Below are 22,967 nucleotides of genomic sequence, written 5' to 3'. Positions count from 1 at the left end.
ATGCAACCGGATAACCTTGGCCCGCGCCAAAAAGTGAACTTTAAATCCCTCAATCTTTTCGTGGCCAGCAGCTTTGTGCTTGCTGTTGCCATTGCCGCCGTAGGGGCCGGTGCGCTCCATGAAATGCGCCAGGACGCGTATGCCCGCGCGCAGGAAGGGGCCGCCAATCTCTCGCTGATCCTGGAGCACGATATCGCCCGCAATCTGGAAATCTATGAGCTGTCGATGCACTCCGTAATCGACGGCGTCAAAGATCCGGCCTCCAGCGCGCGACGGTATGCCGCCTCGGCTTCGATCCGCTTCTCCATTTCCAGATCGGCTCCGACGAGGAACCATTCCTGCGCCTCGGTCGCCGGCGCCCGTGCATCGTGTAGAGACTCCACGACCGCCGCGCCCGGTTCACCTGGCTCAAAGTCCATCAGCATCTGGCCCGACACGGCCTGCCATCCCCTTCCCTCGTCCTTTGTTGCCACCTCTTTGCCCATCGCACGAATCCGCACACCGGTCGGCGGCTAGCCAGTGCCGCGAGAAGCCTTCACCCTCGCCAGCCATCGGTGATGGAGAGATTCCGCAAGGAAGTGCTAGGCGCCACACTGGCGGGGATCTACGGGCAGTGGCAATGCGAAGGCGACGTCCGGCACTTGGTGGCGCAGCACATCGTTGACTTGTCGCCGCTCTTGGGCAGCCTTGCCACAAGCAGCCGCACTGCTAACTTGCAGCCCGAATCGACGCGGCGCCGATTTTTCCGAAGACGCGATATCTCGTCTGTGTTTGCGGGTGGCTTTCGCTGTTCTCGCGTGCAACTGCATAGGAATATTGCGGCAAAATGCGCTCATTACGAGGTGACGAAATGCACTATTACAAGCATCAAACGATGCTATAATTGGTGCTGATACTTACGGAGGTTCCCATGCGTACGACTATTGCGCTTGATGACGACTTGATCGCCAAGGCTCAAGCCTATACGGGCCTGGAGGAAAAAACGGCACTTGTGCGCGAAGCACTGAAGGCCTTGATCCAGCGTGAAGCCGCGAAACGACTCGCGAATCTTGGCGGTAGCCAACCGGGCATCAAGGGGGCGCCGCGTCGGCGGCAGGACGTCGAATGATTCTTGTCGACACGTCGGTCTGGATTGACCACATCAACGCTTCTGATCCTATGCTGATTAGCCTGCTTGCCGAGGAGCGTGTGCTGGCTCATCCATATGTGATAGGCGAGATTTCGCTCGGTAGTCTGCGTGACCGTGACGTCGTGCTTGGCGCGTTGCTCGATCTGCCGCGCGCGCCAGTTGCAACGCCGGAGGAGACCTTTTATCTGATCGAGCGCGAAGGTTTGTTCAATCGTGGAATCGGATATGTCGACACGTCACTGTTGGCGTCCGCGCGCCTACAACCAGGCATCACCATCTGGACGCGCGACAAGCGATTGAAGAAAGTTGCCGATGAACTCGATCTCGGCGCGGTGCTCGCGCACTAGATAACGGAAAAGTGATTCCCGTGATGGAGTAGCTGGCGCCCCAGCAGGCGGCTGTGCGGCAGTGATCGACTAGAAAGGAAGAACGATGAGTCTGCAGATTTCATCTGTGCCGCTTGATGCCGCCTCCAAGGCGATTCTTGCCAAGTTGGTTAGCAACGGCTGGAACAAGCTGGTGTTCAATATGTTACGGACGAGAGCGTCGTTTCGGCGGCCGAGTTTGCATACCTGCTGAAGCACGGCGCGGTAGAGCTGCGTACTGAGAATGGGGTGATGTTCGCTCCCATTCAAAACAGGTATGCCAAGCCGGCATTTGGTCCTGAGGTTGGAAAGATTGGATTCCAACTGAACATCGATCTCCCAGGAATCAAGCATATTGGCGCGTCAATACTGCAAATTTCGACGAGGTTGGTTGGGTCCGAAGACGCCGGTGACCGAGCGTTATTTCTTCCGGCATCCATTGCGCGAGCAGATCAAGCATTGACGCGTCCGCGCTGGTGAGAACCGGGCACTCGGGGCTACCGAAATTCGAACGTCCGGTGAATCGCCCTCAGCGGACATCCCAACTAAACATGGCGACATAAATATTGCAGCATGTAGCATGTATGATTGCGTGGTTACTCTTTTGGAGAGGCAGCCATGCGCAAGCTCGAAATTGCAGACGCGCAGATCATGCAGTTGGCGATTTCGACAGGAGATCGAGCGAAGCGAGGAATCGCGGTATGACCACCGTCTCCACGGGGTGCTGCAGGTGAGCAGCGGTTACTCGTGCACCGAAGTCGGCCAGTTGTTCGGTCAGGCGGCCACGACAGTTCAGCGATGGGCCCGACGTGTCGAGCGGGGTGGTTTCGACGGATTGCGGGAAGGTGAGCGGCCCGGACGTCCGCGTGCGTTGGATGAGGCGCAATGGGCTCGCATTGAGACGGATCTGCGCAAGACACCACGTGACTTCGGATTTGAAGCGGGCCGTGGCATGGGCCTGTTCTTTCGGAGCACTTGCGTCAGCGCTACGGCATCACGCTGGGCGTGCGTCAGTGCCAGCGGTTGTTTCGCCAGATGGGTTTTCGGCTGCGCAAACCGCGCCCGCAGGCCGCCCAGTCTGATCCCGTTCGCGTTGCGGCGGTAAAAAAACTGCGGCGACTGGCAAAACGCGACGACATTGAGCTATGGAGCCTGGACGAATGCCATTTCCAGCAACACGGATCGCGCTGTCGCATGTGAGTGGCCCCGGAGCTCCGCGACCCGGTGTTGATGCATGCGCCGACGCGCAAGTCGGTGGCGTGCTTTGGCGCCGTCAGCTTGAGCACTGGCCGCTTCGTCTGGCAGGTGTGCCCTGTCTTCAACGCAGAAACGTTTGCATCCTTTCTGCGCCAGCTACTGCGCCATCGACGTCGCGGCAAGCGCATCGTCGTCGCGCTGGACAACGCCAGGTACCACCATGCCATCCTGCTCAAGCCGTTAATGCGCAAGTACAGGCGGCACCTGACCTTGTTGTTCCTCCCGCCATACAGTCCGCAACTGGCGCCTATCGAACGCGTCTGGAAGCTGATAAGACGCCCGGCGCTACATAACCGGTACTTCGCCACGCTCGCCGAAGTCCTCTCGGCGGTCGACGCCTGCTTCCAGCACTGGAAGAGACCAAACGAGGTGCTGCGAAGACTATGCTGCATTATTTAAGACGCTGTGTTTAGGATGCACGAATGGCGGCTCTGGCACCGAACTTCAGCCGTTGGCGCAGGCCGGCGCGAATGGCCGAAACTGGCTGTGGATCGGCCGTGTAGCGCGGACGGCAGTAGCCGACCCGGAGCGCCCTCTCGCCACCTCGATCGAACGCTCACTCGCATCTAGGGGATACCTCACCAACATCCACCTCGACCTTGATGGGCAGGGAGCCGGGTTATCATTTTGAGTCCTTTTGCAAGAGCTTCTCGTGCAACTCGACGGTCAGCGTTTCGACCCGCTCAGTTAATTTTTGGGTAAGTTCGGTCAGTTCCGTATTCCGCTGCAACAACTCCAGCAGTTGTGCCGCGGTTTGCGCGGAAATTGCCTGCCGCTGCTCGTTAGCGACAGCAAGGGCCTCCCTGTGTTGCGCGTCAGCCTCGGCGTGCGCGTTGTCTCGCGCTGCCTGTCGCGTCTGAGCAAGCAAAATGAGCGGCGCGGCATAAGCTGCTTGGAGACTGAATGCCAGATTAAGGAGAATGAATGGGTAAACGTCGAACCTGGTGAAGCCGAGGGCGTTCACCCCAATCCAGATGGCGACGATTACCGTCTGTGCCCCTAAAAAAACGGGCGTCCCAAAAAAACGTGCGAAGGCTTCGGCCTTGAGCGCGAACCTGTCGTTGCCAAACGCCGCGGCAAGATGTTCGTGAGGTCGGTGGAAGCGAAAGTGATCGACGTTCGGACCGTCAAACGGAGCGGCATGGGAGTTGGAGTTCGGCGTTTTCATGCATTCCCCAAGTGAGTAATCGTTCGAGGCCGGCCTGCAGCGACGTCTGCGGCACTATACCGAGGGAGATACACGCGATGAACAACGGATGCCTATCGTCAGACGATCCCTCGCAGCAGGCAACGCGGCGTGGGGACAAACAGAGTGTAGTGCCTGTTTGCGGTTACGTGAATGACCGCTGATGGCTGGGGAGTGGCCGACTGTGGCGAGGACCTTGGCCGACCACCTCAGGGCGTGACTCGGCCATTCGAAGCGTTTCTGAACTAACGTGACAATTGGTATGAGAACACGCCACGACGAAGCGCGCCCCGGTCCGACCGCCCTCTGTCCCGCCGCAGCGACCAGGTACTCACGTCGCGGTGATGTACCCCGGTCAGAACTCTTTAACGGGGACAGATCGGCTAAGCCTGGAGGTGCCAAGAAAGGAGATGACCCAGAGCACGCCCTGAGCCGCTCAATCGGACCGAATCCAGCTATCCCTGCGGTGATCGGCTAACCCCCTCCCTATCAGTCGATCTTGCAGTTTGAGCGGGAGAGCGCGAATGGCAGCAACTGGCCACAGCGGTCAGTCTGCTTCCACGAAAATGACCGACCGCGAGTGTCCGGTTCCGGATTTCCCGAAGGGGCCTCCGACACTCGCGAATCGGAACTGGATGGCGTAGAGCAGCTCTTGAGCAACGCATCTACAGGCGTCGGCACTGTCGTTGCCCCAGCGCGGCGTCTTCTATGGCGCGCGCCAAAGCGCCTGACGGAACCCATTGGCCTCCTTGCGCAACGAATCGAGAGGTCGCGTCGACGACTGTTTCGTCGCCGTTTTCATCGAATACGGCAAAGACTGGTGCAACGACCGACTCTACGAGGGCGAATTGCTGCTTTTCGAATCTGCCTGGTTCGATGTGGCCTTCGGCATCGAAACTGAGATTGGAAAATGTGTTCCGAACGATGCGCACCGGGTCTCTGGCCACGAGCTCGACGACCACGTCGGCCATTCGCGCTCGTTGCCCCGCAAAAACGGGCAAACAGTGACTTGCCGGATCTCGCCGCATCCGGTCGAACTTGGTGCTCGACAGCCGCCAGAGGGTATCGTCTGGAGCGATGAGAAACCTTCGGCAAGAAAATCCCATGGCCGTGCCGCCCGTGTATCAACTATGAAGCTCACCACGCTCGGTGAGATCCCATAACTTGCCTTGCCGGAGGAAGATTCTCCCCCGCACCTTACACCGCGCGCATGGCCGGCCCCACTGGGCCTTTCTTGCACGTGAAGTGGGTCGCAGCCATCACGCGGGTGTCGTCGAAGTCTGTGGCGTAGGCGATCACGGGTGCGCGGAACTCCGCCACGGCCTTGCCCGAGCCCTGCTGAGGGCCAAGGGCGCCCCTCTCGTCCAGAATGTGCCTGCATTGGCGATGTACATACTCAATTGGATTCAAAGAACGACGCGGGTCTGTGGATATCTCTTCGCACCTTCATTCAAGCATGACTACTGTCGGAATGAGATCTGACAAGGAAGGCCTCGGCGCGACGGAAGGGATGGCCCTGACGTCTCACTTGTTGATCTCGCCGCTCCATCGATCACGGTTGGCCCAGAACGAACACTGCAGACATTTTTCGCCTTCCAGGTAGTCAATGCCTTCCTCATGCGGGCACCCGATGATGCGATCGAAGGCCACCACCGATTTGGCACCATGCTGGTCGATGAACCGAACGATTGCTTCGGTAACTTCTGGATCGGTTCGCGCATCAGTGGTTTTGCAGAACCACCGCTCAAGCGGGTCGGCGTCCGCACCCTCGTGCGCGACGATGCCAACAGAGACCTTCGTCGCACTCGTGTCGTCGGGCCCGTAGAAGGCAACCGTTGCCACCGGGTAGCCGCAGAAGCCCTTGTCGCGCTTTTTCGCGAACTTGTCTCGGTACCACTGAGCCTTGAATGTCATGACTTCTCCTCGCATGCCCTGCCGAGTGACGTGAGTGGCGCCACCGACCTTAACCAAGCTTACCAACTTTGCACGCTCTTGACCGGTGCCAGTTCCGGCATTGGCCACGCCACAGCCAAAGTGTTCGCTGCCGAAGGGGCCAAGGTCATCGCCGGCGCGCGGGCGTGAGAGCGAACTGGAAGAACTGGTCGCTCAGATCCGCGCGGCCGGCGGCGAAGTCGCCGCAATGGCTGGCGATGTGCTCTCCCGCAAGGATATGGATCGTTGCGGCCGATCTTTGGGGAAGCCCTCTGGATGGTTGTCGCCAGTTGCCGCCCGTGAACGGCCTCGCGGTAAGGCAACTTTAGCGGCTTCTGGTCCGTCTCGCGCCGCGCCCACCGTTCGGTAGCGACAGCCCACTCCCGTGCCACCGTCAACCGCTCGCAGTGTTGCTCCACCGCCATCGAGAATTGGGTACGCGACTCCTGTAACTGGCTCTCCCGCGCCTCCGCGAGCGCTTGCTGTGTCTCATGCCACTGGGCCTACCATACCGTCGCTCCGCTCCGTCGGCCACGTCGCATGAGGTCACGGCTCCATTGCGGGATGCAGCGGGAAGCACGCAGTCGATGCTCGCTCAACGTTCCGCCAGGCTGAACAGTGCCTTGAGGTCCTCCCCGTTGAGATCGCCGATCCACTGTTCGCCAGTACCAACCACCAAGTCGGCCAGTTCCCGCTTGGCCCGAAGCATGTCGTTGATACGTTCTTCAAACGTCGCGCGCGTGATGAAGCGGTGAACCTGAACGTTGCACTGCTGGCCAATGCGATAGGCCCGGTCCGTGGCCTGCGCTTCGACGGCAGGATTCCACCACAGGTCGTTCACCGGAGCGATCCAGCACTGCCACCTGCATTCCCTGCCCGCCGCTGCTTACCCAACCAAGACGGGCGCCCTGCTGCCGTGCTGCATAGACCGCCGCGCCTTTGCCGCCCACTTTCAGTTGCTTGTAGAGGGCGCGCGCGTGGCTTTTCACGGTCGGTACGGAAATGTTCATCTCGCGGCTAATCACCTTGAGTGGTCGGCCACGGGCAAGCAGCACAAGTACTTCATATTGCCGCGGTGTGAGGCCAAGGATCTGCGCCTCTTCGTAGTCGAACCCATCATGGAGGACCGGCGGAGTCGATATGGAAGCCGCAATGCTGCTGCCGCCTGGCACGCCAGCGGGTAAGGCTAGAGGCACCTGCCGATATCCTCCGCCGCCCACCACATGGCCACAAGCGACAAGATGGAAGGAGGCTACAAGGTCGGCGAGCGGAGCGAACTTCGATAGACAGCCCACAACCCCGTCCGACAGACCGCCGAGCGGCACATCCAGGGGGACGACGTCAGACAGGAACAGTACGCGCGAGACCTCCCACGTTGTGCGCACCTTACTGAACTGCCGTCCGACATCCAGATCGGCCGGCATACCGAATACGATCAGGTCTACTCCACCGTTAGGCAAAGCCAGACCATCGCAGTGGACTTAGCCCAGCAAGCGCGGGATGGCACCGGGCGCCAAAAGCTAACGCGCAGTGCTGTCCAGACGGCTGGGGTGGTAGCGAAAGGGGGACCCGGCTAACCAGCAGCGCTACCAGGTATTGATGGGACAGGTGATGTAGGAAGTACCGCCGTGGAGGGGCGCCTGCCCGGAGCTTGGGCCTTAGCCCTATCCGGTGTCCCTCATGTAGCGGCCGTGAGGTATGGACTACGCACGGCCCCAGCGCACAGCCCGGCGACTTTCTGTTGTCACGGCGGCAGTTCCCACTATAGACGGAACCAGGAGGGTCAACAAATGGCCGACTACATCCAGTTGGACATCGACGACTCGGCAGTCCTCGCGCTGCTGCATTGGTTTGCGGACAGGGTGACGGATGCGCAACCCGCAATGCGGGAGGTAACATGCATCATGCTGGGTCACACCGAAGGTAAAGACTCGGCGCACGCCGCCAGCCTTATCGGAGCCCACGCCCATGAAGCCGCAACCAAAACCCGAACCAAATGCTGCCGCCGCGCACAGCGCGCCCGACCAGGCACTCGCGCAACGGGTCCGTGCAGAGATAACCCGCGTCTGCAGCGGGGCCTTTCCCGCCGGCGTCACGATGCGCGTGGTGGAACGCCGGGTGGAACTCGGTGGCTGCGTGGAGAATCTCGACTTCCTGCAGCGCATCGAGAAAGCCGCGGCGGCCAGCGCGGGACTACTGGGCGTGCACAACCAGCTGCGCATCCGCCCGCCCGAGCCCGCGCCGCCACCAGCCAAGGTCGCCGATCCCTGTCTTGGCGTGCCGCTGGAGCGCGACGCCGGCCAGGTCAACCACAAAGTCTGAATCATGCGCGGCACCGGTTCAGTCCCCGTGCGCCCCGGGTCCGGCCTCGCGCAGCAGCATTAGCAATCTGGCTTCATCCATGCGCCGGCGCGCGATCGCGGTGCACTCCGCCAGGCGCTGCTCGGCCATGTAAGCATCCACCCTGGTGTTTTACTGGGGCTTGACCACCCCGCGGCGGTGAGCAGCCCCCCAAACCGAACGAGGCGGTCCACGGCTCTCCATGTCCTTGTTTAGGTGGCGCCGCATGCAAGCCAGAGGCTTTGCCCCACCCGAACGGATGGCTAAGGTGTCATCGATCGGTTTCCCGGCTGCATTCAGCCGCAATAGCGGCGGCCCTATTGCTTTCCGATGGAAATCGGTAAAAAGCTGCTCTACGTGAACCCATAAGAAAACACTTCGATTGGCCAAGGTGGTATCCATTGGTCCAAAGGGACGTGAAGGAGAGTCCCCCCGGGAGGCGCCGAGCCGAATCGCACTTAGGGCCGCCCCTTGCCAAGGTTAGCAATGGACACGCGTGCAGGTAACCGACAAGGAAATCGCTGCGCTGGAGCGTCGACTCAAGATTGCGCTTCGCGACAGTGAGAAATGCCAGAAAATCGCTGAAATTCCTGGCGTGGGCCTGCTCACAGCGACCGCCGCGGTAGCCTCCATCGGGGATGACCAGACCTTTCGCACCGGGCGTGAGCTCGCCGCCTGGCTATGAGATACACGGCACCCGCCACCACTTTATAGCCGGACGGGTGCCCCACAATGGCCTGAACTCACCTTTCTCAAGGGGCGCAAGCAATGATCGCATGATGGCTAACAGGTTGGACGGGGACGACGAAAACCCGATAGGGAAAGTGAGCAGCCATGCTCGACAATCAGATGGGGACCTTGTCAGCGAATTCCATATGGGCCGGCAGGCTGTACGGCCCGCACAAACGGAGCGGACATAAGCGTGCTGCCTTCACCTGTCGACCACGATGTCAGTCAGCTTGCAGTCTGGGAGGCGTCCACATAAGTCTTGCCCTAGCTTGCAGCTGTCGTCTTTGGAGCTGAGGATGCTGGCGGGTCACCCAGCCGCAGATCATTGTTTAATGAAGACGAAATTCCTGCAGCCTTGAACTAATGTGGAAACAGGACTTCCACTCGCGCCCCGAGCAGCGCCTTGTCGCGCACCTGCACGCTGGGCACGACACCGTGAAAAGTGCCGGCTATTTTGCGTTTCATCAGCCAGGCGCTGTCGCGGCCATCCAACCCACGGTATTCCTACCCGACCCGGGGCGCCAATGAGGATTGCGCAGATTGCACCACTAGCCGAGCGCTGCCCGCCCAGCCTGTATGGCGGCACGGAGCGCATCGTTTCCTACCTGGCCGAAGAACTGGTGCGGCAGGGCCACGAAGTCACGCTGTTCGCAAGCGGCGACTCGGCCACGCAAGCCGAGTTGGTACCGTGCTGCGACATGGCGCTGCGCCTGGATACGCGCGTGCGCGATCCGTTGCCGTACTATGTAATGATGCTGGACCGCGTCATGGCGAGTGCCAGCAACTTTGACGTGCTGCATTTCCACATCGACATGGTGCATTTCCCGTGGCTGCGGCGCATGCCCGTGCGGGCCGTGACGACCTTACATGGCCGTCTGGACCTGCCCGACCTGCAGCCGTTCTACGCGCACTTCCCGCATTTCCCTCTGGTGTCGGTCTCCAGCGCGCAGCGCGCGCCGATGCCGCCGGTGAACTGGGCCGGCACCGTGCACCACGGCCTGCCGGCGAACCTCCTGGCCTGCTGCGCCAATCCACGCGGCGACTACCTGGCATTCCTCGGCCGGATTTCGCCGGAGAAACGTCCCGACCTTGCCATCGAGATTGCGGCACGCGCCGGAATGCCGCTGAAGATCGCCGCCAAGATCGACAAGGTTGACCGCGACTACTGGGACAGCACCATCCGCCCCCTGGTGGCGGGGCACCCGGAAGTCGACTACATCGGCGAGATCGACGAACATCACAAAGCCGCCTTCCTTGGCAATGCGCGCGCGCTGCTGTTTCCCATCGACTGGCCGGAACCGTTCGGGCTGGTGATGATCGAGGCGATGGCGTGCGGTACACCCGTAGTCGCGTTTGCGTGCGGCTCGGTGCCGGAAGTGATTGAGGGTGGCGTTAGCGGCTATATCGTGCGCAGTATTGATGAAGCGGTGGCGGCGGTGCACCGCGCGGCCACACTGCCGCGCACGGCCGTGCGCGCAGCCTTCGAAGCGCGTTTCACCGTCGAGCGGATGGCGCTCGAGTACGTGCGCATCTACCAGAGCCTGGCGGAGCCCGGCGACGCAGACGCGTCGGAAGGCGAGTCCGGCGAACCGGCGCTCGCGTGAACGGAGGAGTCTCACCATGCTTACGGACCCCAATGAACTACCCGTCAGCCCGGGGCTAGTCGCCGGTGCCAACCATGTCGCCCAGTTCTACATCCCAGCGGCGGCGTCGCTGCAGGAACGGCGCCCGCGCACGCTAAAGCACGGCGACACCTTCGCGCTGTTCGACCACAACGGCGATGCGATCGGGGCGCCTGGCAGCCCCGAAGGACTGTTTCACTTCGATACCCGGCACCTGTCCTATCTTCGGCTAACCATCGACGGCGAGCGGCCGATGCTGCTGTCGTCAACACTACGCGACGACAACGCCTCGCTGACTTGCGACCTGACCAACCCCGACCTGTTTGATGACGATGGCAAGCTGAGGCTCGAGCACGACCTGATCCACCTGCGCAGGTCGCGCTTCCTGTGGAATGGCGCCTGCTATGAGCGCCTGAGCGTGCGCAACTATGACGAGGTGTCACGGCGCGTGCGTGTGGATATTGCCTTCAATGCCGACTTCGCCGACCTGTTCGAAGTGCGCGGCACGCGGCGGCTGCGGCGTGGCACCGTGCATGCGCCGGTTGTCACGGGCGCCGCGGTCACGCTGAGCTATACCGGCCTGGACCAGGGGCGGCGCGAAACCCGGCTCGCCTTTGACCCGGCGCCGGCCGAGCTAGGTGAAAACGGCGCGAGTTTCACCCTGACGCTCGAGCCGTCGTGCTCCCAAGTGCTTCGCATGGAAATCCGCTGCACGTCGGTGCAACGCGAGGCCGAGGAGACGCAATCCTTCCTTAGCGCACTTCTCCATTCGCGGCGGGAGCTGCGACACGCGACACGCCGCGCGGCATCCATCACCACCTCCAACGAACTCTTCAACGAGGTGGCGCGGCGCAGCGTATCTGACCTCTACATGCTGCTGACCAACACCGTGCACGGGCCCTACCCGTATGCCGGCATTCCGTGGTTCAGCACGGTATTCGGGCGCGATGCGCTAATTACGGCGTTGCAAACGCTTTGGCTGGACCCAGAGATTGCGCGCGGCGTGCTGCAATACCTTGCCGCGATGCAGGCGGAAACAGTCGATCCCCAGGCCGATGCCGAGCCGGGCAAGATCCTGCACGAAATGCGCCATGGCGAGATGGCACGACTGGGGGAAGTGCCGTTCGGGCTCTACTACGGCAGCGTGGATGCCACGCCGCTGTTCGTGCTGCTGGCCGGCGCCTACCTGCGGCGCACCGGCGATGTCGAGACCATTCGCACGCTATGGCCGAACATCCGGGCAGCGCTGGGCTGGATTAGCGACTATGGCGACCGCGATGGCGACCTGTTTGTCGAATATGGCAGGCAGTCGCCGGAAGGCCTCATCAACCAGGGCTGGAAAGATAGCCGCGATTCGGTCTTCCATGAGGACGGGCGGCTCGCCCCCGGCCCAATTGCGCTGGCCGAGGTGCAGGCCTACACCTATGGCGCCTGGCAAGCCGCTGCGTCGATACGCGCGGCTCTGGACGACAGCGAGGGCGCAGCGACCTACGCGGCCAACGCTGAATTGCTGCGCGACGCGTTCGACGCGCGCTTCTATGACGCGGCGCTGGGCACCTACGTGCTGGCGCTGGACGGCGACAAGCGCCCCTGTCGCATACGTGCTTCCAATGCGGGCCATACGCTGTTCACCGGAATCGCGCTCCCCGAGCGTGCGCCCTCGGTGGTGGCCACGCTGATGGAAAGCACCTCATTCTGCGGCTGGGGCATCCGGACCGTGTCCGCCGATGCGGCACGCTTTAACCCGATGAGCTACCACAACGGCTCGGTATGGCCGCACGACAACGCACTGATCGCCGCTGGCATGGCGCGCTACGGCTACCATCCGGAAACCAGCCGCATCTTCGAGGGTCTGTTCGCTGCCTCCAACTATATCGACCTGCGACGCCTGCCCGAGCTGTTCTGCGGCTTCCCGCGGCAGCGCAGCCAGGGCCCGACGTTCTATCCGGTGGCCTGCGCGCCGCAGGCCTGGGCGGCCGCCGCTCCGCTGCTGCTATTGCAGGCCTGTCTGGGGCTGAACTTCGACACGCGCGAGCCGGCGATCACCTTCGAGGATCCTTCGCTGCCGCCCTTCCTCGACGAAGTGGTATTCCGCAACCTGGCTGTCGGTGGCGGCAGCGCCGACGTGGCGGTGCGCCGCTCTGGCGAGCGTGTGGTGGTTGATGTGTTGGCCCGGCAGGGGCCGATCCGGATAATCACGCGGAACTAGCCGGCGCCAGCTTCCGTGCCCTTACACCAGTTCGAACCCCATGCCGCGCCGGCGGCATGGACAGGGTGCACTCGCCCGTGGCCACGAGTCAGGTCAGGAAACGCGGCCCTGACCCGGCGCCTGAGGATTGCGGATCCAGCCGGCCGCCGTCCTCTCATGATGCAGTGCCCTTCGTCCCGTTCTCCGCGGCGCGCTCAAGCAGAGTAGCCGGGATTTTCTCGTCACAATGCGCCCGGCGTGAGCAACTGGCTGTCCTTGCGGGCGCTCTACGCGCGCGGGGGAACGCTCTCCGACCATCAACTGCTGGCCAGCCAGACGCTCGTGTTTCGTAAGCGGCCAGTCAGGAGACCGCGAACGCTTCACCCAGGAGGCACAGCAAGAGTCGGCTAAATATCTTAAGAGGATCGCGGGTGAGGCAAACGCTGCCGGCGTGACATGCGACACCGTCTATGCCGTCAGCGATCACCCATACGAGGCCATCATCAAGACCGCCGAAGATAGAGGCTGCGACCTGATCGTCATGGCGTCCCATGGACGGTGTGCAAGGGCTTCTGATCGGCAGCGAGACCCTCAAGGTGCTGACCCACAGCAAAATCCCAGTGCTGGTGTACCGCTAGACGTCATGGGATCGAGACCTGTGTTCGACTCATTGGCGCAGCAACTCGGTGCGTATTGAGTCCATTGAGTAGCCGACCCGGCGCTCAAGCCTTCCCCCTAGTCCCAGCGGTCATCCTTGACCTGTACCGTGCCGCCCATGACCCGGACCGGAAAAACCGCCACTGGGTCATAAGCCGGCGGGGACAGCGCCGCCCCCGTGATGAGGGAGAAATGCGCGCCGTGGCGTGGACAGACGACTTCCTCGCCCTCGACGTCCCCGCCACAGAGGGGCTCCGCCTCGTGGGAACACATGTCCTCGATGGCGTAGTAGGCGCCGCCCACATTGAATACCGCGACCTGCAAGCCATCGACGTCAACGGTGCGGGACGTCCCGGGCGCGAATTCGCCGGCCGGAGCGACATCGATCCATTCGCTCATCTCAGAGCAACCCCAGTTCCAGGCGCGCCGCCTCGCTCATCCGCTCTCGCGACCAGGGCGGATCCCATATCAGCTCAACCTCGACGTCGTCCACGCCGCCAACTTCCATGACGGCACTCTCGACCACGCCGGGAAAGGTCTGCGCCACCGGACAGCCCGGCGCGGTCAGCGTCATGCGAATACCCACCTTGCCCGCGGCTTCATCCACGGACAGGGCATAGATTAGGCCCAGGTCATAGATATTCACCGGGATCTCCGGGTCATAGACTGTGCGCAGCGCTTCTATCACCCTTCCCTCCATGGTGTCGGGGCCAGGCTCGAGCCTGTCTTCGTGTGCCTCGGCCTTGCGCAGCCAATCGATCATGCTCATCGCGTCACTCCGTTGAGATAGGCTGGGCGCTGCCGTGCAAGGCGGCTTGGAGGGTATGCCAGGCCAGCGTCGCACACTTCACACGCGCCGGAAACTCGCGTACGCCGCCCAGCACTGCCAGCTTGCCCAGCGGCGCGCCGGCCTGCGTCGGGCCGCTTCCGGTCACGAGCGCATGGAAACCGGTAAACAACGCCTGCGCCTGTGCCTCGGTCTTACCCTTGAGCGCCTCGGTCATCAGCGACGCCGAGGCAGTGGAGATGGCGCAGCCGGAACCCTCGAAGCTCGCATCCTCGATCACGCCATCACTGACCTTCAGGTACAGCGTCAGCCGGTCACCGCACAATGGGTTGAACCCCTCCGCACGGCGGTTTGCGCCCGTCAGCCGCCTGCAATTGCGGGGCGAGCGGCTGTGGTCGACCACGACTTCCCGGTAAAGATCGAGCAGATCGGACATCAGGCAAATACCTCCTGTGCCTTGCACACGGCGCGGAACAGGGCATCCACCTCCTCTCGTGTGTTGTATAGCGCGAAGGACGCCCGCACCGTGGCAGGCACGTCGAACCGCTCCATCACGGGCATCGCGCAGTGGTGGCCGGCACGGACCGCCACGCCTTCCACGTCGAGGATGGTGCCGGCATCATGGGGATGCACGCCATCCAGGACGAACGAGAGAATGCTCGCCTTGTCCGCGGCCGTACCGATGATGCGCAGGCCGGCAATCTGCGCCGCCTGCCCGGTGGCGTAGGCGAGCAGCGCGTGCTCGTGGGCCGCGATGGCATCCAGGCCCACCGCGCTCACATAGCCGATCGCGGCGCCCAGGCCGATCACGCCGGCAATATTGGGCGTGCCGGCCTCGAACTTGAAGGGCAGTTCGTTGTAAGTGGTCCTGCGGAACGTGACCTCGCGAATCATGTCTCCCCCGCCCTGGTAAGGCGGCATGACATCGAGTAGCGCGGCCTTGCCGTAGAGCACGCCAATGCCGGTGGGGCCATAGAGTTTGTGCCCGGAGAATGCGTAGAAATCGCAATCCAGCGCCTGAACGTCAACGTTGAGGTGCGGCACGGCCTGGGCCCCGTCGACCAGCACCGGAACCCCCTTGGCGTGCGCCAGTTCGATGAGGTACCGCACCGGGTTGACCGTGCCGAGGGCATTGGAGAGATGGGTCACGGCAACCAGCCTGGTGCGAGGGCCAAGCAGGCGCTCGAATGCGTCCAGCAGCAGTTCACCCGCGTCGTTGATCGGCGCCACCCGCAGGATGGCACCGGTGCGCTCGCACGCCAGTTGCCACGGCACGATATTGGAATGGTGCTCCATCGCGCTGATCAGGATCTCGTCGCCGGGCCGTAGGCGCTGTCCGTAGCTTGCCGCCACTAAATTGATCGCCTCCGTGGTTCCGCGCACGAACACGATCTCCTCCCGCCGGGCCGCGTTGATCAAGCCTTGCACGGTGTCGCGCGCCGCCTCGTAGGCATCGGTCGCGAGTTGGCTCAAGGTATGCACGCCGCGGTGGATATTGGCATTGAGCGCCGCGTAGTAATACGCCTCGCAGTCGATCACGCTCTGTGGCTTCTGGCTGGTGGCCGCGCTGTCCAGGTAAACCAGCGGCTTGCCGTTGACCGTCTGCCGCAGGATGGGGAAATCCCGGCGCAGGCGCATGACGTCCAGGCCAGCCGCTGGTACCGCGCACTCCACGGCCCTGAGTTCATGCTCGGCAGTGGTCATGTCCGCGCCTCCACCGGTGCGGGCAAATGGCCGCGCAACAGCGTTTCCAGCCGCGCGCGCAAGGTGACCAGGCCCAGCCGGTCGCCCATTTCTGCGGCGAAGGCGAAGGTCAGCAGGGCCCGCGCCGAGGCATCGTCCACCCCGCGCGAGCGCAGGTAGTAGATCTGGTCGGGATCGAGCTGGCCTACGGTGGCGCCGTGGCTGCATTTGACGTCGTCGGCGTAAATCTCCAGCTGTGGCTTGGTGTCGACTTCGGCATTCTCGGACAACAGCAGGTTGCGGTTGGATTGGTGCGCATCGGTATGCTGCGCATCGGGATGCACCACCACCTTGCCGTTGAACACGGCGCGCGAGGCGCCGGCCAGCACGCCTTTATAGAACTCGCGGCTCTTGCCTTCCGGCCTAGCGTGGTCGATACGAGTGTGGTGGTCAATATGCTGCCGGCCACCGGTCATGTACAGCCCGTCGAGCGAGCATTCGGCGCGCTCGGCATTCAGCCCGACCTGGATGTCGGTCCGCGCCAGAGCGCCGCCCAGGGCGAATGCACTGGAGGTGAAGCGGCTGCCGTGCCGCTGATCCATATTCACGCCGGCGATGTGAAACGCCTTGTGGCTCTCTTGCTGCACCTTGTGATGTTCGACCTGCGCGTCGCGCGCGGCCACGATGTCGGTGACGCAATTGGTGAAATAGCCGAGGCCGTCCACCCCCACGTGGTGTTCCACGATGCAGACATGGCTGCCTGCTTCCGCCATCACGAGATTACGCGTATGGGTGACCAGTTCCGGCTCAGTGGCAATGAACAGCAAGTGGATCGGCTGGTCGGGAGCAGTGCCGGCGGCCAGGCGGATATAAGCGCCATCGGTCATGAATGCGGTGTTCAAGGCAGCGAAGCCGGACGGGTGGTCGCTCATGCGGCGGCAAAGCAGCGCTTCCACAGGCGCCGGTGTGCGCTCCAGCATGGTGGCGAGGCTGAGGAGTTCAACCCCTGCCGGCAGCACCCCGATGCGCGACCATTGCGGCTGGAGGCGGCCATTGACGAAGACCATCAGGTGCGCGCCGGGCAGGGCAAGCGTCCCGATCCACGCAGCCAGGGCGGCGTCCGGCTGGTCGCCGGACTGCGCCGGCCCCGCGGTAAAGCGGCTTTTCTCGATCGCGGCCACGCTGGTGTATTTCCAGTCCTCGTGGCGAAGCGTCGGAAACCCGGCTTGCGCGAAGTGTTCCAACGCCTGTTGGCGCGCGCGCGCGAGCCAGGGCAGCCGCCGGCCGGGCAATACCGTCTCGACGCGGGCGAACTCTGCAAGATAGTGTTCCACGCCAGTTGCGCTCATGCCGAGGCCTCCACGCCGGTGAAGGCCGGCGCCTCCACTCCCACATAGCCATGACGCTCCAGTTCCAGCGCCAGTTCGGGCCCGCCGGACCTGGCAATGCGGCCCTGCGCCAGCACGTGCACGCGGTCCGGCACGATGTAATTGAGCAGCCGCTGGTAGTGGGTCACCAGAACGATGGCGCGTTGCGGACCGCGCATGGCACCGATGCCGCTGGCGACGACCTTGAGCGCGTCGATGTCGAGACCGGAGTCGGTCTCGTCGAGAATGGCAAGCCGGGGCTCCAGCACCGCCATTTGCAGGATCTCGTTGCGTTTCTTTTCGCCACCGGAAAAGCCCTCGTTCACGGCGCGGTAGAGCAAGCTTGGATCCATCTCCATGAGCCTGAGCTTGTCCTTGACCAGCGCGAGAAAGTCCATGGCATCCAGTTCCGGCTCGCCGCGATGCTTGCGGATCGCGTTGAGCCCCGCCTTGAGCAAATAGATGTTCGAGACGCCCGGGATTTCCACCGGATACTGGAAGGCCAGGAAGACGCCCGCGCGCGCGCGTTCTTCGGGCGGCATGCCGAGCAGGTTCGCGCCGTCGTAGAGGACTTCGCCTGCGGTCACGACGTAACGGTCCCGTCCGGCCAGCACGTGGGCAAGGGTGCTCTTGCCAGAGCCGTTGGGGCCCATGATGGCATGCACTTCGCCGGCCTTCACGCTAAGGTCTATTCCGCGCAGGATGGGCTTGTCGTCAACTGAGACGTGCAGGTCGCGGATTTCAAGCATGGCTGGCCTCTTGCTCCAATGTGGTTCCGATATGGTTCCGATGTGGTTGCAATGTGGTTCCAATGCGGCTCCGAGGCAGCGCGTCCCGCGCGCCCACTAGCCGATGCTTCCCTCCAGGCTGACGCCCAGCAGCTTCTGCGCCTCCACCGCGAACTCCATCGGCAGCTCCTTGAACACTTCCTTGCAAAAGCCGTTCACGATCATCGATACCGCGTCCTCTGGGCCGATGCCGCGGCTTTGGCAATAGAACAGCTGATCCTCGCCGATGCGCGAGGTGGAGGCCTCGTGTTCGACGCGGGCCGTGGCATTCTTCACCTCGATATAGGGAAAGGTGTGGGCCGCGCATTTGTCGCCCAGCAACAGCGAGTCGCACTGCGAGTAGTTGCGCGCGCCGCTGGCGCTCTTTGCCATCTTCACCAGCCCGCGGTATGCGTTCTGGCCGTGGCCGGCCGAGATGCCCTTGGAGAGAATCGTGCTCCGGGTATGCTTTCCGAGGTGGGTCATCTTGGTGCCAGTGTCGGCCTGCTGATAGTGATTGGTCAGCGCCACGGAATAGAACTCCCCAACCGAGTCGTCGCCCTGCAAGATCACGCTTGGATACTTCCAGGTAATGGCCGATCCGGTCTCGACCTGGGTCCATGAGATCTTCGCGCGGGCGCCGCGGCAGTCGCCGCGCTTGGTCACGAAGTTATAGATGCCGCCCTTGCCTTCCTTGTCGCCCGGATACCAGTTCTGCACCGTCGCGTAGCGGATCTGCGCACCTTCCAGCGCGATCAGTTCCACCACCGCGGCATGCAGTTGGTTCTCGTCGCGCATCGGCGCGGTGCATCCTTCCAGATAGCTGACGTAAGCGCCCTCGTCGGCAATGATCAGGGTGCGCTCGAACTGTCCGGTCTTCTGGGCATTGATGCGAAAGTAGGTGGACAACTCCATCGGGCAGCGGACTCCGGGGGGGATATAGCAGAACGACCCGTCGCTGAACACAGCCGAGTTGAGCGTGGCGAAGTAGTTGTCCGTGTAGGGTACGACCGTGCCGAGGTACTGCTGCACCAGCCCGGGATGCTCCCGCACTGCCTCCGAGAACGAACAGAAAATAATGCCGAGTTCGCCCAGTTTCGCCTTGAAGGTGGTAGCTACCGAGACGCTGTCGAACACCGCATCCACGGCGACGCCCGCGAGCAACTCGCGCTCCCGCAGGGGCACGCCCAGCTTCTCGTAGGTGCGCAGCAACTCTGGATCGACCTCGTCCAGTGTCTTGGGCCCGGCCTTCTGGGAGCGCGGCGCGGAATAGTAGGCGATAGCCTGGTAGTCGATGGGCGGGTGTCTGACTGTTGCCCAGTGCGGCTCGGACACCGTCAGCCAGTGACGATAGGCCTTGAGACGCCAGCCAAGCATGAATTCCGGCTCATCCTTCATGGCCGAGATCATGCGGATCACGTCCTCGTTCAGCCCGCACGGCACCGTGTCCGTTGCCACGGATGTGTAGAAGCCATGCTGATAGCCTTGGCTGATTAGTTCGTCGAGCTTGTGCGCCGGGGTTGCCATGGCCTGCCTTCGGTTTTCCCATCTTTCATTCGAATGCCTGCTTGCGGCCCGTCACCCTCCAGGCGTGCAACGCGCCGATATCCACTGGCTGGCAATTCGGTTGCGTCATGTCCGCCAGCGTCACGCCATCCAGCGCATGGAAGATCGCTAGGCTGATTCGCTGCCAGTTCGCACGGATGGAACATGTTCCTTCCTGTGTACACAAGCCGGCTGCAATGCTGCATTCGGTCATGCCGGCAGGGCCTTCCATGGCGTCAATCACCTGCGCGATCGAGATTTCCTGCGGCGGCCGCGCCAGCAGGTAACCGCCCTTCGCGCCGCGCTGCGAATGCAGTAGCTGTTGCCGCGCGAGCATCTTGAGGATCTTGCTCGCCGTCGGCATCGGCACGCCAATCTCGGCGGCAACCTCGGCAGCACTGCAGATCCGGCCCGGCTTCCGCGCCATGTGCGTCATGATCACCGTGCCGTAGTCAGTCAGTTTGCTTAGTCTGAGCACCTTCAGCCCCAAAACCACGCCTCGATAATTAGAACCAATTTAGTCCTCTATAGTTCCGGGTAGGGGTATCGATCCGTCCAGCGTTACACGGCGACATCGGCGCGCATGATCAGGCCATATTGGAGAAAACGGAAAGAGGCCGCGAGGTACTCCTCCAGCGAAACGGGACACTCTGCCGGCGAACCCGCGCGCTGCTGATCATGGTGGATCGCCAGGCCAGTGGTCTCTGGGCGTAGAAATTACCAGTGGTGATTACGTCGGCTGCCAACCGCGAGGTGCTGACCGTGCCGGCGGTAATCTGGTTGGCACTCAGGTTCTGCGTGGCCAGGTTCGAGGTAGTGATCACCGCGGCGCTGAGCTGGCTCGTTTGAATCGTGCCGGTCACGTTCAGCGCCGGTAGGGCGACGGTACCAGGCAGCGTGCCGCCGCTCAGATTGCCAGGTGGCACGGTCACACCACTAGGAATGCTCCCGTTCGCGAGTTGGCCCGGCGGCACGGTGACGTCACCCGCCTGCCCCGAGTGGGCTTTTTGTTGCCCGGCGCCCAACTGCGGGGCCTACAATGGATTTAAGATCACCCCGGAACGGAGGTCCCGCCATGATTGGGTCACTTGTCTTCCTCGGGGTGGTGATCGCGATCTACGCCTACATCATCCGAGTTGGATTACACCAAAAGCCAGTGCTAAGCATAAGCAAGCACACCTTCCGGTACTGGTGGGATCGCATCCTCCATGTAGCCAAATAGGCACTGCCCGCCCCGAGTTGGCTATTTTGTTGCCCCTCGCCCCCTGCAGAATCGATCTACACTGGTTGTATAGCTACCCTAATAGGAGGCTGCCATGGTTGCCTCGCTCGTCGTCCTGCTCATCGGATTAGTTCTATGTGCGGTCGTTGTCTGGGTGCTACGCGAGCACGATCCGACACTCCTTTCCACGCAACAGCGTGCCGTTCAGACATGGTTTGACCACCTGTTGCACCGGCACTAAACCAAAAGGCTAGTCATAGCAGCCCGCCATCCGGCGGGCTTCTCGTTTCTGTACGCAGATAGTACGCTCTTCGCCCCCTACCCCTTTGTACAAGCAGTGGGCCAGCCGGCATTGTCGCGATAAGTGAGGGAGGGCGGCAAGAACCCCGTGGGGGCTGGCTTATGGGGCCAGGGAATAGAATTGCTGCGCAGCGGACGGACTGCTCCCTTCGTGGCACTGCATCTGGTCCTTGGCAATCATATGCATGAGCTCGATGCCGCCCAGCAGGATGCGCGCGCAGCGAAAGTCCTTGAAGCCAAGCATCGGTCGAGTCAGGCGCTTGATGGCCCGATGGTCCTGCTCGACGATGTTGTTCAGGTATTTGCTCTGCCGGATGACGATGGGAGCTTCACGTTCGGCGTTGATGTCGTGCAAGGCCGCCAGGTTGGCCGGGCTGCCATCGATGGTCACCGAGTCTGGCTGGCCGTGCTGCGCGATGGCCTTCTCGAAAAAAACGCCGCGCCGCAGCCTTGTCGCGCTGGGCACGCAGCAGAAAGTCGATGGTATTGCCCGCCTTGTCGACCGCTCGATACAGGTATTTCCACTGCCCGCATACCTGGATGTAGGTCTCGTCCATGCGCCAGCTTTTTCCCACTGGCCGCTTGCGAAGACGAAATACCTTTTGCAGCGCCGGCAGCAACTTGAGCGTCCAGCGATGCAGAAGTCGCGATCCGCGTAGGCGTGCTTAACCGCATGGCGGCTCTCGCACGCCAGAATTCCGTCCGCATCGCCTGATTTTTGGATCACGGAAGGCACTTTGTCTTCAGATTCAATAATGCAACAACGCCTGGGCCGAGTGACATCGATTAGCCGCTGCGCCACCGCTTCGCAACTGTAAGACATTCCTTGCAAGAAACTTCGACATACATCTCCGCCTTTCGCACCTTTAAATTTGCACCGTCCATTCGCCGCGAACGCATGCAAAGAAAATCGCCAGCGCTGCGCACCAGACGCCCATCGCGAAAGCCCTGTTTCAGCAAGATGTGAACATCGTTGGCCAAGCGCTGTCCCTCGTCGCTTTGCGTCCCGTGCAAAAGACTAGATTCACCGTCGATTGTACCGGGCGCCCACCTGAAGGGAATCGCAATGCTATCGTTAAACGCCTGCGCTCGAACGCGAAGGTCCTCTTCGCGCGCCCGTAGGACGGCTTGTTCTGCCGCCTCTCTCGCCGCTTTGGCAGCACGGACCCGGTCTACGTCATCCGCCCGTGCACACATGAACAATCCATTGATATCGCACCAGACTTCGACCAGGGTTCCCGATGCAAGTCCAACCTGTCCTGTTCGAACCCTTCCGCTTGCGGTACGACAACCGTCGACCTCGAGCTGTTTCCCATCCAGGTTCACATAGTTGCCTTCGACAGGAACGCGGACTCTGTGTCCCTCAATAAGCCATCGGGGGTCAACGCCCGTGGAAACAAGATGCAGTTGGTAGATGTCCATAGCCAAGACAGCCCAGCAGAAACGCCGGGTTAAGTGCTGCTCATGGTTGGAAAGTGTAGGCCAAATATCGAGAAAATTCTCGCGCGCTATTGACCCAAGAGAATCCCGCGTCGTCGGGAAGCGATACGCGGGTGGTAGCAAGGACTACCCCATCAATCTACGTAAAGTTAAAAATTCTTACATCAGATATAAGAAACATTTTTTGTGTTATTTCTTGGCATTGCGGTCCATCCCCGATACCGGCTTTCTCACACGTTGAATTGACGTCACACAGCTTCGAGGTTAATCCTTATCTCTGCCGATATCATCCGTTTGGCCTACTAGGGAAATGCTGAATAAATCGGTTCGCGAGTCATCGCGACATAGGATGAGTGCGTTGTCATAAGCATGCCCTTGAGTCAGGTCCGGAGATGAAGCGACAGATCAGTTTTGCGGAAGCGGAAAGCCACGGTAAGAAGCGCGTGACGCG

Annotated in this window: 21 protein-coding genes and 8 pseudogenes; 13 read left to right on the top strand and 16 right to left on the bottom strand. The window is 61.9% G+C overall.

Annotated features, from left to right (window positions below):
• The 3 genes and pseudogenes from AC1DT6_RS38120 to AC1DT6_RS38110 all read left to right on the top strand — a co-directional run.
• Positions 1 to 516, top strand: a pseudogene (locus tag AC1DT6_RS38120) (hypothetical protein); the annotation flags it as partial.
• Between the two features lie 394 nt (positions 517 to 910).
• Positions 911 to 1,108: a type II toxin-antitoxin system VapB family antitoxin gene (locus tag AC1DT6_RS38115; RefSeq protein ID WP_006159576.1), complete on the top strand. Its 198-nt coding sequence runs from the start codon at positions 911 to 913 to the stop codon at positions 1,106 to 1,108.
• Positions 1,105 to 1,476, top strand: a complete 372-nt coding sequence (locus AC1DT6_RS38110; RefSeq protein ID WP_441635332.1) for a type II toxin-antitoxin system VapC family toxin — start codon at positions 1,105 to 1,107, stop codon at positions 1,474 to 1,476. Before AC1DT6_RS38115 ends, AC1DT6_RS38110 begins: the two co-directional genes overlap by 4 nt.
• 69 nt (positions 1,477 to 1,545) lie before the next feature.
• On the opposite strand, the gene AC1DT6_RS38105 is transcribed toward AC1DT6_RS38110, so the two are convergent.
• Complete coding sequence (locus tag AC1DT6_RS38105; protein ID WP_477115478.1) at positions 1,546 to 1,848, bottom strand: hypothetical protein; 303 nt, start codon at positions 1,846 to 1,848, stop codon at positions 1,546 to 1,548.
• Between the two features lie 226 nt (positions 1,849 to 2,074).
• Between AC1DT6_RS38105 and AC1DT6_RS38100 the strand changes: the two are divergent.
• The 3 genes and pseudogenes from AC1DT6_RS38100 to AC1DT6_RS38090 form a co-directional block, all read left to right on the top strand.
• Positions 2,075 to 2,404: pseudogene (locus AC1DT6_RS38100) on the top strand (helix-turn-helix domain-containing protein); the annotation flags it as partial.
• 50 nt (positions 2,405 to 2,454) lie between these two features.
• Positions 2,455 to 2,694, top strand: a pseudogene (locus tag AC1DT6_RS38095) (winged helix-turn-helix domain-containing protein); the annotation flags it as partial.
• Between the two features lie 30 nt (positions 2,695 to 2,724).
• Positions 2,725 to 3,150, top strand: coding sequence for an IS630 family transposase (locus AC1DT6_RS38090; RefSeq protein ID WP_477115479.1), 426 nt, complete (start codon positions 2,725 to 2,727; stop codon positions 3,148 to 3,150).
• 223 nt (positions 3,151 to 3,373) lie between these two features.
• Here AC1DT6_RS38090 and AC1DT6_RS38085 read toward each other — a convergent pair whose 3' ends face one another.
• Positions 3,374 to 3,919, bottom strand: a complete 546-nt coding sequence (locus AC1DT6_RS38085) for a DUF1003 domain-containing protein (RefSeq protein WP_477104726.1) — start codon at positions 3,917 to 3,919, stop codon at positions 3,374 to 3,376.
• A 767-nt stretch (positions 3,920 to 4,686) separates the two neighbouring features.
• Between AC1DT6_RS38085 and AC1DT6_RS38080 the strand changes: the two genes are divergently transcribed.
• Entirely contained in the window at positions 4,687 to 5,100 is a 414-nt protein-coding gene (locus AC1DT6_RS38080; protein ID WP_477115477.1) for a hypothetical protein, read from the top strand.
• A 361-nt stretch (positions 5,101 to 5,461) separates the two neighbouring features.
• Here the strand turns inward: AC1DT6_RS38080 and AC1DT6_RS38075 are convergent, their stop codons facing one another.
• On the bottom strand, positions 5,462 to 5,851 hold the full coding sequence (locus AC1DT6_RS38075) for a hypothetical protein (protein WP_477115476.1): 390 nt from the start codon (positions 5,849 to 5,851) through the stop codon (positions 5,462 to 5,464).
• 30 nt (positions 5,852 to 5,881) lie between these two features.
• Here AC1DT6_RS38075 and AC1DT6_RS38070 point away from each other — a divergent pair.
• A pseudogene (locus AC1DT6_RS38070) lies at positions 5,882 to 6,092 on the top strand (SDR family NAD(P)-dependent oxidoreductase); the annotation flags it as partial.
• Positions 6,093 to 6,464: 372 nt separating this feature from the next.
• On the opposite strand, the pseudogene AC1DT6_RS38065 reads toward AC1DT6_RS38070, so the two are convergent.
• A pseudogene (locus AC1DT6_RS38065) lies at positions 6,465 to 6,704 on the bottom strand (ATP-dependent helicase); the annotation flags it as partial.
• Entirely contained in the window at positions 6,595 to 7,293 is a 699-nt protein-coding gene (locus AC1DT6_RS38060; protein WP_477115475.1) for a response regulator transcription factor, read from the bottom strand. The gene AC1DT6_RS38060 and the pseudogene AC1DT6_RS38065, both read right to left, overlap by 110 nt.
• A gap of 544 nt (positions 7,294 to 7,837) precedes the next feature.
• Between AC1DT6_RS38060 and AC1DT6_RS38055 the strand changes: the two genes are divergently transcribed.
• The 5 genes and pseudogenes from AC1DT6_RS38055 to AC1DT6_RS38035 all read left to right on the top strand — a co-directional run.
• Entirely contained in the window at positions 7,838 to 8,191 is a 354-nt protein-coding gene (locus tag AC1DT6_RS38055; RefSeq protein ID WP_477115474.1) for a BON domain-containing protein, read from the top strand.
• Positions 8,192 to 8,693: 502 nt separating this feature from the next.
• A pseudogene (locus AC1DT6_RS38050) lies at positions 8,694 to 8,891 on the top strand (transposase); the annotation flags it as partial.
• 571 nt (positions 8,892 to 9,462) lie between these two features.
• Positions 9,463 to 10,542, top strand: a complete 1,080-nt coding sequence (locus AC1DT6_RS38045) for a glycosyltransferase family 4 protein (RefSeq protein WP_477115473.1) — start codon at positions 9,463 to 9,465, stop codon at positions 10,540 to 10,542.
• A 16-nt stretch (positions 10,543 to 10,558) separates the two neighbouring features.
• Complete coding sequence (locus tag AC1DT6_RS38040) at positions 10,559 to 12,769, top strand: amylo-alpha-1,6-glucosidase (protein ID WP_477115472.1); 2,211 nt, start codon at positions 10,559 to 10,561, stop codon at positions 12,767 to 12,769.
• Between the two features lie 349 nt (positions 12,770 to 13,118).
• A pseudogene (locus AC1DT6_RS38035) lies at positions 13,119 to 13,386 on the top strand (universal stress protein); the annotation flags it as partial.
• A 97-nt stretch (positions 13,387 to 13,483) separates the two neighbouring features.
• Here AC1DT6_RS38035 and AC1DT6_RS38030 read toward each other — a convergent pair.
• The 11 genes and pseudogenes from AC1DT6_RS38030 to AC1DT6_RS37980 form a co-directional block, all read right to left on the bottom strand.
• On the bottom strand, positions 13,484 to 13,804 hold the full coding sequence (locus AC1DT6_RS38030; protein WP_477115471.1) for a Rieske (2Fe-2S) protein: 321 nt from the start codon (positions 13,802 to 13,804) through the stop codon (positions 13,484 to 13,486).
• Between the two features lies 1 nt (position 13,805).
• Positions 13,806 to 14,174: an SUF system Fe-S cluster assembly protein gene (locus AC1DT6_RS38025; RefSeq protein WP_477103597.1), complete on the bottom strand. Its 369-nt coding sequence runs from the start codon at positions 14,172 to 14,174 to the stop codon at positions 13,806 to 13,808.
• A gap of 4 nt (positions 14,175 to 14,178) precedes the next feature.
• Positions 14,179 to 14,628, bottom strand: a complete 450-nt coding sequence (gene sufU, locus AC1DT6_RS38020) for a Fe-S cluster assembly sulfur transfer protein SufU (protein WP_477103596.1) — start codon at positions 14,626 to 14,628, stop codon at positions 14,179 to 14,181.
• Positions 14,628 to 15,896 carry a SufS family cysteine desulfurase gene (locus tag AC1DT6_RS38015; RefSeq protein ID WP_477103595.1) on the bottom strand — a complete coding sequence of 423 codons (1,269 nt, stop codon included), beginning with the start codon at positions 15,894 to 15,896 and terminating at the stop codon, positions 14,628 to 14,630. Before AC1DT6_RS38015 ends, sufU begins: the two co-directional genes overlap by 1 nt.
• On the bottom strand, positions 15,893 to 17,224 hold the full coding sequence (gene sufD, locus AC1DT6_RS38010) for a Fe-S cluster assembly protein SufD (protein WP_477103594.1): 1,332 nt from the start codon (positions 17,222 to 17,224) through the stop codon (positions 15,893 to 15,895). The genes AC1DT6_RS38015 and sufD overlap by 4 nt, the downstream gene beginning before the upstream one ends.
• The gene (sufC, locus tag AC1DT6_RS38005) at positions 17,221 to 17,991 is read right to left on the bottom strand and encodes a Fe-S cluster assembly ATPase SufC (protein WP_477103593.1); all 771 of its coding nucleotides are present in this window, start codon (positions 17,989 to 17,991) and stop codon (positions 17,221 to 17,223) included. The genes sufD and sufC overlap by 4 nt, the downstream gene beginning before the upstream one ends.
• Positions 17,992 to 18,087: 96 nt before the next feature.
• Positions 18,088 to 19,536 (bottom strand): Fe-S cluster assembly protein SufB, encoded by a 1,449-nt coding sequence (gene sufB, locus AC1DT6_RS38000; RefSeq protein ID WP_477103592.1) that lies wholly within the window; start codon positions 19,534 to 19,536, stop codon positions 18,088 to 18,090.
• A gap of 25 nt (positions 19,537 to 19,561) precedes the next feature.
• A complete protein-coding gene (locus AC1DT6_RS37995; RefSeq protein WP_477115470.1) occupies positions 19,562 to 20,044 on the bottom strand; it encodes an SUF system Fe-S cluster assembly regulator in 483 nt (160 codons plus the stop codon).
• A 97-nt stretch (positions 20,045 to 20,141) separates the two neighbouring features.
• On the bottom strand, positions 20,142 to 20,417 hold the full coding sequence (locus tag AC1DT6_RS37990; RefSeq protein ID WP_477115469.1) for a hypothetical protein: 276 nt from the start codon (positions 20,415 to 20,417) through the stop codon (positions 20,142 to 20,144).
• Between the two features lie 759 nt (positions 20,418 to 21,176).
• Positions 21,177 to 21,717: pseudogene (locus tag AC1DT6_RS37985) on the bottom strand (IS6 family transposase); the annotation flags it as partial.
• 145 nt (positions 21,718 to 21,862) lie between these two features.
• Complete coding sequence (locus tag AC1DT6_RS37980) at positions 21,863 to 22,498, bottom strand: hypothetical protein (RefSeq protein WP_477103589.1); 636 nt, start codon at positions 22,496 to 22,498, stop codon at positions 21,863 to 21,865.
• Positions 22,499 to 22,967: the final 469 nt, after the last annotated feature.

The organism is Cupriavidus sp. 01L45 (assembly GCF_056399885.1).
This window is presented reverse-complemented; position numbering and strand designations above follow the sequence as displayed.